We start from the raw sequence: 13,529 nt of genomic DNA on the forward strand, positions 1-13,529 counted from the left end.
GATGAATACATTTCAAACAACAATACAGGGCAGGCTGGTTACAATTTCGCTTGATAGGGGCCGCTCAAATGCCATTAATCATGAAATGGTTAAAGAACTGGCGGCCTGTATCAAAACATTGGAGCATGATGACAACGTGGGCGGGGTTATTTTAACCGGCAAGGAAGGCTTTTTCTCTTCCGGTATCGACCTGATTGAGGCCTATGATTATGATGAAGCGCAAAGCCGCCAATTTTGGGTGGATTTTTTAGCCTTGCAAAATACTTTAGCCGCTTTCAGGAAACCTTTGGTAGCTGCCATTAGTGGTCACAGCCCGGCTGGCGGCTGTATATTAGCTATTTGCTGCGATTATCGGGTGATGGTCGAAGGCGCATTTATCATCGGCTTAAATGAAGTTCCGGTTGGTATTATCGTACCTGACAGTGTTTTTAGCTTGTATGCCTTTTGGCTTGGCCAGCGTAAGGCATATCAGTATTTAATAGAAGGTAAGCTGCTTAAGGTAAACGAAGCACTGGAAGCCGGGCTCGTTGATGAAACTGCTGCGCCGGATAAGTTAATGAGCGCTGCAATAGAAAAGGTAATGGCCTATATAAAACTGAACCCGGTTACCTGGACGGAAAGTAAATTGAATTTGCGAAAGGAGTTGATAGGGAAACTCAAAGCCGACCAAACCGATACCCTGAACAAAATGCTAAAACAATGGTGGGCACCCGAAACCAGGCAAGGCCTTCAAATGATGATCCAGAATTTAAAATCAAAAAATACAGCTGTTAAATAATTGACAATGACAGATCCTAAAACTTCAAATGATGCTGCAAATCCAAACGCCGCAACTGTCGGTGGAATGTTAAGAGATGACGCTTTAAAAGGAAAAACCATCATTGTAACCGGCGGCGGAACAGGTTTAGGTAAAGCAATGGGGACTTACTTTTTGCATTTGGGCGCTAACCTGGTAATTACCAGTCGCAAATTGGACGTACTGCAACAAACCGCTGCCGAAATGGAAGCCGAAACCGGGCGTAAAGTATTGCCAATAGCCTGCGACGTGCGGAAGTATGACCAGGTTGAAGCAATGTTGCTGAAAGCTATCGAAAGATTTGGGCAGGTTGATGCACTATTGAATAACGCGGCGGGTAATTTTATTTCGCCTACGGAGCGTTTATCGGCAAACGCGTTTTCGGCTATCATTGATATTGTTTTAAAAGGTTCGGCCAATTGTTCGCTGGCTTTGGGCAAATATTGGATCAGGGAGAAAATGCCCGGAAATATCCTGAATATCATAACCACTTATGCTTTTACAGGTTCGGCTTATGTTGTGCCCTCGGCCTGTGCAAAAGGCGGTGTGCTGGCCATGACCAGGTCCTTAGCCGTTGAGTGGGGCAGGCATGGCATCCGCGCCAATGCAATTGCGCCGGGCCCATTTCCCACCAAAGGCGCATGGGAAAGATTATTGCCCGGAGACATGGCCCAAAAGTTTGATTTTAAAAACAGGGTGCCGCTTAAAAGGGTAGGCGAACACCAGGAGCTGGCTAACCTGGCCGCTTTTTTGGTGTCTGATTATTCAGGATACATTAATGGCGAGGTGATTACCATCGATGGGGGAGAATGGCTGCAGGGTGCCGGTCAGTTCAGCGGGCTCGAAATGATACCGGATGAAATGTGGGATGATATTGAGAAAGCTACAAGGTCGGCGTAGGGTGGTAATCGATTAGTAATTGAGTGTGTTAATTACCGATCTGAAGAAGTGAAGTTTTCAAATGCATTTTTGCCCTCTTCAAAAGCTTTTAGGTCTTCCTCTGTCCAGGTTGAAACTTAAGATATTTTCTTCCTGTATGCCGAGGGCTGTGGTTTAATTTGTTGTTGTATAGTAACACCAAGCCCCTAAGTATTTGTAACCAAAATACTTTTAGTATCGGGAATATCCATTACTAACCTCTCCAAGCTGGCCTTGTTGATTTGCATCCCTTTTCTAAACGAAGCGGTATCTGTAAAGGTATATGGAGCAATACCTTTAATATTTACTTTCAATCTACCATTTAAAACAACATCATTAACATTCACTATCGGATCATCATAGCAGTCTTTTCCGGCGTCAACGACAAGCGACTTCTTTTTTAAAGCCTTCGCTGCCTGGTCATCAAACTGTAGTAAACCACCTCATGCGGATATTATGAGGTGGTTTTTTCGTCCACTTAAGCTGTCTTGCGATGGATGTTCCTTTTGTTTTTTCTACGGCGCGCTTGGAAGATATAGATCGAAAAAAAGCGAAGAGGCAGCAGTACTACTTCGTATGGTGTCGAAAACATACATTGAGATCGGTTAAAATCAGTATGAAACAATAAAGCCATCGAAGACTTTCCAATAATGCAGCATATATTGATGCTTAAAACAATTTTATATTACTTAATTCGATAGAGATAAACAGCGGGGCAGGAACAAGGGCGGTATTATCTTCATTCCTTTTGTAAACATGCCTGCTTGTTGGGAATTTGATGCCCTGAACTTCGGCATAATTTGCCAAATAATGAACAGATGCCGCATTGTTGAGAATCTCAACATTATAGTCATGCCTCTTGAACAGGCCTGACTGATCGATATAAAATACCTGTTCCCTGCAGTGTGTTGCAATGTTTTCCGGGAAAGTGACATGCAGCCGTCTTAATACCTCACCATTTTCAGTCCACGGCTCCAGTTCTTTCACTTTATATCCGGGTTCCGCTAAACAAAACGGTGTGTTCAAATAAGTCCACATGGCGTAGCCTGTGAAATAGGTTACCTGAAGTTTTGACCAGGGTGTTTCTGTTACATAGTCTTTAAAGCTGTGTCGTGGAAAATACAATTGATCGACCAGTGCGTCCTTCTCATCTATGATGGCGACTTTGTTAGTTTCAAAGGTATTATGCCAACCTTCTTTTATAAAAGGAGAGAACGACACATGCTGTTTTGTAGTGCTCAACAAGACATTAATGTCATCCATAATACCTGGGACCTGCTTAAATGCCCAGGTAACGCCCCCAATTTTAAGATGTGCAGAAATATATTCAAACTTTTTCCAGTTATCCAAGCCGCCATGGGCATCAATCGTAAATTTTAAGAGATCATTCATATCGTGAGTTAATTTAATTTGCAATCTGAATAAGCTATTTTTTCGTTGTTGCTTTTTGCAAGTGCAAATATAAATCTTTCTACTTGTTATTTGCAAGTAGAAAGATTTATGGTGGTGGGTTTTCTCTTACTAATGGGTTTTTATGCTTAAATTTGCACTTGTAATCAGCAAGTGAAATGCTTGTGAAGTTTATGACGATATCATGAAAAAGATAAAGAAACGTTCTGCCTGCCCGATAAGTTTTAGCCTGGACTTTCTCGGAGATAAATGGACATTACTGATCGTCAGGGACATACTGCTTAATAATAAAAATACTTTTGGCGAGTTTTTCCAGTCGGCTGAAGGTATCGCAACCAACGTATTAACAGATCGCTTAAAAATGCTGGAAACCGAAGGTTTCATCATGAAATACCCCGTTCCTGGCAAGGCCAGGGTGGCCTATTGCCTTGCAGAAAGAGGCATTGCCCTTATCCCGATTATTATGGAAATGGCAATATGGGGAGTGTCAGAGAATAACACGGAAATAAAAAAAGAGTTAACGGCAGCCCTTAAGAACGATAAGGAGGCCGTCTTATCAGGATTAGCAAAGAAACACCTGGCGATATACGAACAAAGGAAAGAATCAAGGATTGAACCCGATCAGGTAAACGTTTAACGATCAAGCATCCTGGGCAGTGCAGTCATTTTCACTCCTCCGCCATTGGCAGTACGTTTTCATTAGTTGGATAACCGGCCGTGATCATTTTGCTTTTTATCAGTTTTGTTATTCAGACCCCTGCCTTCCCTGAACACTTACTCGATAATGTATCTTCCGCAGTGCTTTTTATATAAAATCAGGAAATAAAATCCATTTCCTGTGCCGGGATAAGTGTAAACAGTATGCCTTTAAAGAGAAAATCCACAAGGAACAGCGGCATCGCGTCATTTTGGCTACTATAAACTGCAATACGGCCACACATCGCAAATAACTCCTGCCGATTTTTGTACGGTAATATTTAAGCAAAAAATGGGAAAGACAATTTTTATTACCGGGGCATCTTCAGGGCTGGGTAAAGCCACTGCCAAATTATTTCAAAGTAAAGGCTGGAACGTTATCGCGACAATGCGCAATCCCGCCCTTGAAACAGAACTTACTGCATTACAAAATGTAACCCTGCTGCCATTAGACGTTACCAATTTGGAGCAAATTCAAAGTACCGTAAAAGAAGCAACCGGCCAACATGATATCGATGTGGTATTTAATAACGCCGGTTATGGCCTCGTTGGCGCGCTGGAAGCTTTTTCAGATGAACAGGTGGTAAGGCAGATAAACACAAATTTGCTCGGTGTCATCCGCGTTACGCAGGCTTTTGTACCCTATTTCCGAAAAAAGAAAAGCGGGTTGTTTATTACCACAACTTCTATCGGCGGCCTGGTGACCTTCCCTCTCGACTCGATCTATCACGCAACAAAATGGGCGCTGGAAGGCTGGAGCGAGGGTATGTCCTATGAACTGGGGCTTCACAACATCGGTATCAAAACCATTGCGCCGGGTGGTATCAAAACTAACTTCGCGGGTGAGCCATTAGATGTTGCCCGCCACCCTGCCTATGAAGAAGGATTGGAAAAGCTGTTTAACCTGATGAATCCTGCCAATTTTGAACCTGTGGAATGGATTGCAGATGTGGTATATGAAGCTGCTACAGATGGTAAGCAGCAGCTGCGCTATGTTGTAGGGGCATTTGCCAGGCAGTTGTATGAAAGGCGTTTGGAAATCGGTTCTGAGGTAGCAGTACAGGAGATGAACAAAATGGTCTTCGGAGAATTAGTAAATTAGCCAAATGAGGAAAGAAGCCAACAACCCTTTGCGGATAGATTCTATTTCAGCACTGCACAGGATGCTGGGCTTACCCAAGCCATTACATCCGTTAATAAGTCTGGTGGATAATACAAAAATGGTGGTAAATAAAGCGCAGCTGAACAGTTCTTTTCTCTTCAACTTTTATAAAATTTCTTTTAAGAAAACGCTGAAAGGGCTCATCGGCTATGGACAGGGCCATTACGATTTTGATGAGGGCGGTATGGTATTTACCGCCCTCAATCAATTGCTCTCAATTATTAGTAACGACGAAGAGTATGAAGGCTTCTCATTGCTTATCCACCCGGACTTTATCAGGAACTACCCGCTGGATAAAAAAATCAGGTCGTATGGATTCTTCTCTTACGAAACGAATGAGGCCCTGCACCTTTCTGATAAAGAAAAGACGATTATTTTAGGCGTTCTGGACAACATACAGCAGGAATTAAACGGAGCTATTGACGATCTCAGCCAGGACTTGCTAATTTCTTACATCGAGGTGCTGCTCAATTACAGCAACCGTTTTTACAAAAGGCAATTTATTACCCGCAAGGCGGTAAGTAATGATATGCTTATGCAGATGGAAGATGTATTAAATGACTACTTTGAAAAAGAACAGGGATTGGATAAGGGACTACTGACGGTAGAATACCTGGCGCAGCATTTACATGTCTCCCCACGGTATTTAAGTGATATGCTGCGTTCCCTTACCGGCCAAAATGCACAGCAGCATATACACGAAAAACTGATAGAAAAAGCAAAGGAATATCTTTCGGTTTCCCATTTAACAGTTGCAGAAATAGCCTACCAGCTGGGTTTTGAGCATCCGCAATCGTTCAATAAAATATTTAAAAGAAAAACCAATGTAACGCCCCTGGAATTCAGGGCCTCGTTCAATTAAACAGCCAGTAAATGGATATCAGATTATTTATAGAAGAGTGGATTAAACTGGGCAATGCTTTCGATACGGATGCATACCTGGAAAAGTACCGGGCCGATGCAATTCTGGACGACCCTTCTGTTGGGAGGAAATTTATCGGTCACAAAGGCATCCGGGATTATTTTACCACTTATTTTATAGGATATAAAACTCAGACCCGGTTAATGAAGTTGGACATCCACGGTAACGAAGCGCATCTGGAAGTGGAATTTACCGGGGAATTTCCCGAGGGGAAAATCGGCGGTACTTTTGATATTATACTCAAAGATGAAAAAATCGCAGCAGTAAAAGCAGCGCTTATTTAAGCAGTAAAACAATAAGTTGCGATTTCGGCTGCAAACCTGTGATCAGGCTGATTTAAGCGTCATTTACCAACCCGGGCGATATTTTTAATATTTCCTGATTGAACTGGTATGTTTTGAGGATCGAGGTTTACTGGTGTGTAGTTTAATTAACACCGGTAAGGTTAATTTAATGGTTGTATAAAACACGCTAAGGAAGCCGGCAGTAACGCATGAAACGTAATAAAAAAAATTGTGTTGTTACTACTTGTGCTTTTTTATTGATAGATTCGGGAACTAGCTGGAATCTATGTCAATGTATCTTAAACTTGATGATCAACAACTGTTGCGATTATTGATTAATGGTAGTGAAGACGCATTTGCAGCTATCTACAACAGGTATTGGCGAAAACTTGTTGCGATAGGTTATAGTCATACTAAAGACAGGTTTTTAGCCGAAGAAATTGTACAGGAGGTTTTTCTGAGTATCTGGAACAGACGGAATGAACTAAAAATAGATACGGTAAGTAGTTACCTGGCAACAGCCATAAAATTTTCAATATTTAAACATATTGCAACCAATAACCGCCGTCAGAGAATTTTATCGGCCATGCCGAACGCAAGCTTAGTGGAAATGACGGATGAGCTTGTGCATGCCCGCTTTTTGAAGGAATATATAAGCGGCGTGGTAGAGGAGATGCCCGAAAAATGCCGCCTGGTTTATAAACTAAGTCGCGAAGAAGGGTTAAACGTTGGCGAGATCTCGCAAAAAATGAACATTGCCGAAAAAACGGTTGAAGCACATCTGTCTAAAGCGCTTAAAGTGCTCCGCCTCAATTTGAAAGAATTTATGGTATTGGCCATATTTCTTCACAAAATTTAACATCGCCCAGTTAATTTTGTTGTTTATCCGCGTCTTACCAAAGGTTTGTTCATTAAGTTATTTTAAATAAATATTAAAGTTTTTGTTTTTTGACTAAGGGTAACTTCATAGTTGTTGTACATCCTGTTATAAAAAACAAAGATGGAAGACGAACACCTGCAGTCGCTTGCCAAAAAATATCTTTCCGGCACGGCTACCGAAGCCGAAAAGGCCGAGTTGCATACCTGGTATAGACTTAAGGAAGGGGAAGATCTGATATTGCCTTATCTTGATCAGCGTGAAGAAGCGGAAGCAAGAGAGAGGATGTATAAAAACCTGAAGCAAAAAATGGATGATGCCGATGGTGAACAGCACCGACCTAAAACACTTAAATTCAGGCTGGCTGCTGCGGCTATCGTGTTGCTGGGTATTGCCATGTCGTTTTATTACCTTAACATATACCACTCTGGCGGGCAACTACGGCTTGTAACAACCAAAAGCGGCGAGCATAAAAAAATTGAACTTACCGATGGTACTTTAATTTACTTAAGTTCGGAATCAAAGCTTTCATATCCCGTTGCCTTTAAAGGAAATACCCGCGAGGTGATTTTAGAAGGAGAAGCTTTTTTTGAGGTAGCTAAAGACAAATCAAAACCCTTCATTTTGCATACCGGTAAGTTAACTACAAAGGTGTTGGGTACATCATTTAATGTGGATGCTATCCTGTCACACCCTGATGTTACCGTGGCACTTATAAGCGGTAGGGTAATGTTTTCTGACGGAAATGCGCAAGCTGTACTTAAGCCCAACTTCCAGGTAGTATACAATAAATCAAAAAAACTGCCACGGATTGAAACAATTCCGGATTCGGCAGCGCTTATTGGCCGCCATAAAGGCTCATTTGAATACAAGAACACCCCGCTTGAACAGGTAATTGAAGATCTGAACCGAAACTTTAATACTCACGCCGTTGTAATAGGCGCTGTTAAAAACTGCACCTTTTTTGGCCGTATTAAAGAGGGCGAAAGTCCGGAGCAGTTTCTTAACAAGTTAGGAATAATTATGGATGCTACAGTAACCGGTAAAAATGGCGGTTATGTTATCAAAGGAAAGGGAGGAGGTTGCCGTTGAGCTAAGTCATCTACTTTAAAACAATCTTCAGCAGGCCCGGCAAGGCCTGCCTGAAGATCAAAAAATGTCATTCGTTAAAGCAGTACTTGAAAGGTTGGAGCCAAAAGTATCTGCAATTTTTTTAAACATTTTATTTAGTGAATATATGAAAAATAATGTGCCCTGCCAATGGGGCCGCAAGTGTACGCTTTTTATGAAATTGAGCACATTAATGCTTTTATTATGCAGCACTGCGTTTTCTATGACTCGCGTTGATGCAAACGGGCAGGAGGTCCTGAAAAAAAAGATCACTGTAAACGTTAAAAATAGTCCGGTTTCTGATGCGCTCGAGAAGATCTCCGCCTCATCGGGGGTTAAGTTTACTTATAATGGAGCGGTAAGTAACAGTACCGAAAAAGTATCGGAAAAAGCGGTGAATATTGAACTTGGCGTTGTACTTAAACGGGTGCTGGCTAAAACCGATTTTACTTTTATCGTACTCGACGATGGCGAAATTCTTGTTCGCTATGATGATGCTAAAAAAAATACCAATTCTGGTAAAACGTTTTTTCAGCGAATTGTTACAGGCAGGGTCACCGATGAAAAAGGCATTGCGCTGCCCGGCGTTTCCGTTAAAGTTAAAGGAACAGACAGGGGTGGTATAGCCGATGCTAAGGGAAATTACCAGATCCAGGTTAATGCAGATAGCGAAATTTTGGTTTACAGTTTCATTGGCTATAAGAACCAGGAAGTAGCCGTTACGAACAAAAAGGTTATTGATATACAAATGCAGCCCGCGGCTGATAATGAACTAAAAGAAGTAGCGGTAGTAGCTTATGGCACGCAGAAAAAGGTAAGCCTTGTAGGCGCACAGTCAACTATTGATATTGAAAACCTGAAACAGCCTGTTTCGGATGTTACCACCCTGCTGGCCGGGCAGGTTGCCGGCGTTATCGGCGTACAACGTTCCGGCGAACCGGGCCGTAGCAGTGCCGATATCTGGATTCGTGGTATATCAACCTTTACGAGCAGCTATCCATTGGTATTGGTTGATGGTATTGAGCGCTCTATCAATAATATCGAGCCTGAGGATATTCAATCTTTCACGATTTTAAAAGACGCGTCGGCCACTGCGGTTTACGGTGTTCGTGGTGCAAACGGTGTTATCATTGTACAAACCAGGCGTGGGGTAGCCGGTAAGCCCAAAATAAACGTCGATTTTTATGAGGGTATAAACTCATTTACCCGTATCCCTAAAATGGCCGATGGCGTAACCTACATGAATATGGTTAATGAGTCATTAACCACCCGGGATCAGCCTGCCAAATACACGCAAACCTATATCCAAAACACCAAAAACCAGGTTGATCCGCTGTTGTATCCGGATATTAACTGGATAGATGCCGTTTTTAATAAATACAGCCACAACAGGCGCGCTAATATCAATGCCAGCGGCGGGGTACCAAGTGCCCGTTACTACGTTTCGGCAAGTTATTATGATGAAACCGGCTTGCTTAAAACAGATGAGCTGGCCAAATACAATTCAACTATTGATTATAACAGATACAATTTTACCAGTAATCTAAACCTTGAGCTTACAAAAACCACCAAACTTGATTTAGGTGTACAGGGTTTTGTGGGCAAAGGGAACTATCCTTCAGTTTCGGCCAGCGATATTTTTGTGCAGGCCATGATCGTACAGCCTACGGCTTTCCCCATTATGTATCCTGGCGGTTTTGTTCCGGGTGTAAACCCCAACGGCGATCAGCGAAATCCATATGCTGATTTAACTACACGGGGTTACAGCACCACGTATTCGAGCCAGTTATATTCAAATGCCAGGCTTACGCAGGACCTGAAATTTATTACACCGGGCCTGAGTTTTACGACCATGTTTGCTTATGATATCAACACATCACACAGCGTTAACCGCAGCAAGCGTTTGGATACCTATTTTCCTGATGCAACAACACCCTATAACGCCGACGGATCGCTTAACCTGATCAAAACATATTCGGGCACAAGTACATATCTTAACTTTTCGGAAGCAAGCGGCGGTTACTATAAAACCTATACCGAATCGTCGCTGAATTATGACTGCACTTTTGGCGATCACCATGTCGGCGGCCTGCTATTATTTAACCAGCAGGATCAAACCAATTATCCGGGGGGCTCCTTTGCAAACTCAATTCCTTACCGTTACAGGGGCCTGGCCGGCAGGGTTACCTACTCCTATAAAGACAGGTATTTTGCCGAGTTTAACGTAGGCTACAACGGATCTGAAAACTTCTCGCCCCAAAAACGCTACGGCTTTTTCCCGGCCTTCGGCGTGGGCTGGCTTCTGTCCGAAGAGAAATTCTTTGAGCCGCTGAAAACAGCGTTCTCCATGTTTAAGATCCGTTACAGTAATGGTTTTGCGGGTGCTGATGACGGCGGTCCGCGTTTTGACTACCTTACTTTTTTAACAGATGGTGCCGATGGTTATACATTCGGTCTTAACCGACAGGGTGTAAGCGGAATCAATATTACCAATTATGGTGTAAACGTGACCTGGGCAAAATCACACAAACAGGATCTCGGCTTTGATATACGAACGCTGAATGATAAGCTCTCACTTACTGTTGATTTGTTTAAAGAACACCGCACGGGTATTTTATTGCAAAGGCAGGCCGTTCCAAGTTTTGTAGGGCTTGCAAACTCGCCTTACGGTAACCTGGGTATTGTTGATAATAAGGGGATTGATGCCAGCCTACAGGATAACATGACTATTGGCAAGGTTAATTTAAGCATCCGTGCAAACGTTACTTATAACAAGGATAAGGTGATAGAAAACGATCAGCCCATACCGCCGTATCCATGGATGAACCGTCGCGGTAACAATGTACTGGCTAATTACGGTTATATAGCCGAGGGTTTTTTTACCAGCCAGGATGAAGTTAACAAAAGCGCGGTACCCGGTGATAAAAGCAGCATAAGGCCCGGCGATATCAAGTATAAAGACTTGAATAACGACGGTGTGATTAACGCTTATGATGTTACTAAAATTGGCCGCGGCGATGTGCCTTCGTTAATTTACGGAGCCGGCTTTACGGTATCGTACCTGAATTTCAGCGTGGGCGCTTTTTTTCAGGGTACAGGCCGGGCTGACAGGTATATTTCAGGTAATGCTATCCAGCCGTTTTCAACCAATGGCGGTGTAAGCAATGCCTATGCCAATATTACCGACCGATGGACACCCGAAAACCCCAATCCCAACGCGTTTTATCCACGCCTGGCCTTTGGCGATGCCGCGAACACCAACAATACCCAAACCAGTTCATTCTGGATCAAAAACGTTCAGTTTGTAAGGCTTAAAACATTGGATGTTGGGTATACGCTGCCTAAAGGTTTGTTTAATAACCTGGGTTTAAAAGGAGCAAGGGTATATGTAATGGGGTATAACCTGTTCACCTTCAGTAAGTTTAAATTATGGGATCCAGAGCTTAACACAGGCAATGGAACGTCTTATCCTAATACTAAAACGTTGTCGCTAGGCCTTAGCGCGCAGTTCAATTAATACTAACTGTATTTAAAAGTCAGGTATGAAAAAAATATTAATAATGTCTTTCTTACTATCCTTGGTAAGCATGAACTTTTCCTGTAAAAAGGGATATCTGGACCAGGTTCCGGATGATAGGTTAACCCTTGATCAAACGTTCAATAACCGTAATACGGCATTGAAATTTTTGGCAAATATATACTCTAATATGCCCGATGAGGCTTCGCAGCGTTTTGCCGGTTTCGGGAATACCGTAGGCCAGTGGACGGGTGGCAGCGATGAGGCCGAATATGTATGGGGCTTTGTAACCAGCAATAACATCAATAATGGTACTTATGATGCTTCAAGCAGCCTGATCAGTGGCTTCTGGACTTATTTTTACCAGGGGATCAGGAATGCCGGAGTATTTATGGATAATATAGATAAGGTGCCAGACCTTACGCCCGATCTTAAAACGCAGTACAAGGCCGAAGCGAGGGCATTGCGTGCTTTATATTACTTTTATCTTTTGCGCATTTATGGGCCTGTGGTTATTATCGGCGATAAAACCATCGCTCCGGATGCATCTTTTAACGATGTTCAGTTACCCAGAAATTCATATGATGAGTGCGTAAGTTATGTTACTGCCGAGCTTGATCAGGCGGCCAAAGACCTTCCTGCATTGCCTTCTAATGATAATAATTATGGACGTTTTACCAAAGGTTTTGCATTGGCCATCAAATCTGAAATGTTGTTGTATGCTGCCAGCCCGCTTTACAATGGCAATACCGATTATGCCCCTATGAAAAATGCCGATGGCAAACAACTGATCACTCAGCAGCCCGATGCTAATAAATGGAAGCTTGCTGCAGATGCCGCTAAGGAATTTATTGACCAGTTTGTTCCGGCGGTGTATGATCTTTATCGTGTAAATGACCCAAGCGGCAATTATAGCCCGTATCTATCATGCCGTGATGTATTGTTAAAAGATTGGAACAAAGAAGTTATATACGCCAATATTGGCGCAGGCGTTACGAACCGGCAGTACGAAACAACCCCATACCATCAGGGTGCAGCTGACGAAGACAGGGGGGCCGGAGGTCTGGGCGCTACCCAGGGTATGGTTGATGCTTATTTTATGGCCAATGGACGCGCTATTGATGATGCCGCATCTGGCTATCAAAAAACTGGCTTCTCAGATTTTAAGGCACCTTATGATGATCAGTCAAGAAGTACCTACAATCAATGGGTAGGGCGCGAACCTCGGTTTTATGTAGGCATTACCTATAACGGCAGCGAGTGGCTTAATAAAAACTCAGGCAATGTGATTACACAACTCTGGAATACCGGTAACTCGGGCCGCAACACCGGTGGTAATGATTATTGCCCCACCGGATACGTGGTGCGAAAAAATATGCCACCAAGCGATAGGACACAAGGCAACCGCTCATGGGTAATGTTAAGGCTTGCCGAAATTTACCTCAACTATGCAGAAGCGTTAAATGAAAGCAATCCGGGCAACGCCGATGTGCTGACCTATATTAACCTGATCCGTAACCGCGCCGGCATCCCCGAATATGGCAAAGGTGTCCCTGCACCGGTAGGGCAGGAAGCCATGCGCCTGGCCATCAGGAAGGAACGGCAGATAGAACTGGCATTTGAAAACAACCGTTTTTTTGACGTAAGGCGCTGGAAAATTGCCGAAACTACGGAAAGCGGACCAACTTACGGATTAAATATCAGTGCCGACCTGCCCGATTTTTATAAAGTGGTGTCGTTCGAAAATCGTGTTTTTTCTAAAAAACACTACTTCTATCCATTGCCGCAAAATGATATTAATAGTGATAAACTATTGGTGCAAAATACCGGTTGGTAA

11 protein-coding genes are annotated in these 13,529 nt (G+C 43.0%); 10 read left to right on the forward strand and 1 reads right to left on the reverse strand.

From position 1 onward, the window contains the following. Position 1 precedes the first annotated feature (1 nt). Positions 2 to 778 carry an enoyl-CoA hydratase/isomerase family protein gene (locus BLS28_RS05565; RefSeq protein WP_091163286.1) on the forward strand — a complete coding sequence of 259 codons (777 nt, stop codon included), beginning with the start codon at positions 2 to 4 and terminating at the stop codon, positions 776 to 778. A 6-nt stretch (positions 779 to 784) separates the two neighbouring features. After that, the gene (locus BLS28_RS05570; protein ID WP_256337348.1) at positions 785 to 1,696 is read left to right on the forward strand and encodes an SDR family oxidoreductase; all 912 of its coding nucleotides are present in this window, start codon (positions 785 to 787) and stop codon (positions 1,694 to 1,696) included. Positions 1,697 to 2,383: 687 nt separating this feature from the next. Here the strand turns inward: BLS28_RS05570 and BLS28_RS05575 are convergent. Then, a complete protein-coding gene (locus BLS28_RS05575) occupies positions 2,384 to 3,106 on the reverse strand; it encodes a hypothetical protein (protein WP_091163287.1) in 723 nt (240 codons plus the stop codon). A 202-nt stretch (positions 3,107 to 3,308) separates the two neighbouring features. On the opposite strand from BLS28_RS05575, the gene BLS28_RS05580 reads away from it, so the two are divergent. The 8 genes from BLS28_RS05580 (at position 3,309) to BLS28_RS05615 (ending at position 13,529) form a co-directional block, all read left to right on the forward strand. After that, positions 3,309 to 3,761: a winged helix-turn-helix transcriptional regulator gene (locus BLS28_RS05580; RefSeq protein ID WP_091163288.1), complete on the forward strand. Its 453-nt coding sequence runs from the start codon at positions 3,309 to 3,311 to the stop codon at positions 3,759 to 3,761. A gap of 351 nt (positions 3,762 to 4,112) precedes the next feature. Continuing rightward, positions 4,113 to 4,922, forward strand: a complete 810-nt coding sequence (locus BLS28_RS05585; RefSeq protein ID WP_091163289.1) for an SDR family oxidoreductase — start codon at positions 4,113 to 4,115, stop codon at positions 4,920 to 4,922. A gap of 4 nt (positions 4,923 to 4,926) precedes the next feature. Continuing rightward, entirely contained in the window at positions 4,927 to 5,844 is a 918-nt protein-coding gene (locus tag BLS28_RS05590) for a helix-turn-helix domain-containing protein (protein WP_091163290.1), read from the forward strand. A gap of 11 nt (positions 5,845 to 5,855) precedes the next feature. Further along, positions 5,856 to 6,188, forward strand: a complete 333-nt coding sequence (locus BLS28_RS05595) for a Cif family virulence factor (RefSeq protein ID WP_091163291.1) — start codon at positions 5,856 to 5,858, stop codon at positions 6,186 to 6,188. Positions 6,189 to 6,480: 292 nt separating this feature from the next. Beyond that, a complete protein-coding gene (locus tag BLS28_RS05600; RefSeq protein WP_223266138.1) occupies positions 6,481 to 7,047 on the forward strand; it encodes an RNA polymerase sigma-70 factor in 567 nt (188 codons plus the stop codon). A gap of 141 nt (positions 7,048 to 7,188) precedes the next feature. Then, positions 7,189 to 8,157 (forward strand): FecR family protein, encoded by a 969-nt coding sequence (locus tag BLS28_RS05605; RefSeq protein ID WP_091163293.1) that lies wholly within the window; start codon positions 7,189 to 7,191, stop codon positions 8,155 to 8,157. A 241-nt stretch (positions 8,158 to 8,398) separates the two neighbouring features. After that, positions 8,399 to 11,692 carry a SusC/RagA family TonB-linked outer membrane protein gene (locus BLS28_RS05610; protein ID WP_256337349.1) on the forward strand — a complete coding sequence of 1,098 codons (3,294 nt, stop codon included), beginning with the start codon at positions 8,399 to 8,401 and terminating at the stop codon, positions 11,690 to 11,692. 25 nt (positions 11,693 to 11,717) lie between these two features. Further along, a complete protein-coding gene (locus BLS28_RS05615; protein ID WP_091163295.1) occupies positions 11,718 to 13,529 on the forward strand; it encodes a RagB/SusD family nutrient uptake outer membrane protein in 1,812 nt (603 codons plus the stop codon).

The organism is Mucilaginibacter gossypii (assembly GCF_900100945.1).
GTDB classification, from domain to species: Bacteria; Bacteroidota; Bacteroidia; order Sphingobacteriales; family Sphingobacteriaceae; genus Mucilaginibacter; species Mucilaginibacter gossypii.

Coding starts and splice junctions, on each gene's coding strand:
- BLS28_RS05570 (WP_256337348.1), top strand. CDS start 785: ATGACAGATCCTAAAACTTCAAATGATGCTGCAAATCCAAACGCCGCA.
- BLS28_RS05580 (WP_091163288.1), top strand. CDS start 3,309: ATGAAAAAGATAAAGAAACGTTCTGCCTGCCCGATAAGTTTTAGCCTG.
- BLS28_RS05595 (WP_091163291.1), top strand. CDS start 5,856: ATGGATATCAGATTATTTATAGAAGAGTGGATTAAACTGGGCAATGCT.
- BLS28_RS05600 (WP_223266138.1), top strand. CDS start 6,481: ATGTATCTTAAACTTGATGATCAACAACTGTTGCGATTATTGATTAAT.
- BLS28_RS05575 (WP_091163287.1), bottom strand. CDS start 3,106: ATGAATGATCTCTTAAAATTTACGATTGATGCCCATGGCGGCTTGGAT.
- BLS28_RS05610 (WP_256337349.1), top strand. CDS start 8,399: ATGACTCGCGTTGATGCAAACGGGCAGGAGGTCCTGAAAAAAAAGATC.
- BLS28_RS05590 (WP_091163290.1), top strand. CDS start 4,927: ATGAGGAAAGAAGCCAACAACCCTTTGCGGATAGATTCTATTTCAGCA.
- BLS28_RS05565 (WP_091163286.1), top strand. CDS start 2: ATGAATACATTTCAAACAACAATACAGGGCAGGCTGGTTACAATTTCG.
- BLS28_RS05605 (WP_091163293.1), top strand. CDS start 7,189: ATGGAAGACGAACACCTGCAGTCGCTTGCCAAAAAATATCTTTCCGGC.
- BLS28_RS05615 (WP_091163295.1), top strand. CDS start 11,718: ATGAAAAAAATATTAATAATGTCTTTCTTACTATCCTTGGTAAGCATG.
- BLS28_RS05585 (WP_091163289.1), top strand. CDS start 4,113: ATGGGAAAGACAATTTTTATTACCGGGGCATCTTCAGGGCTGGGTAAA.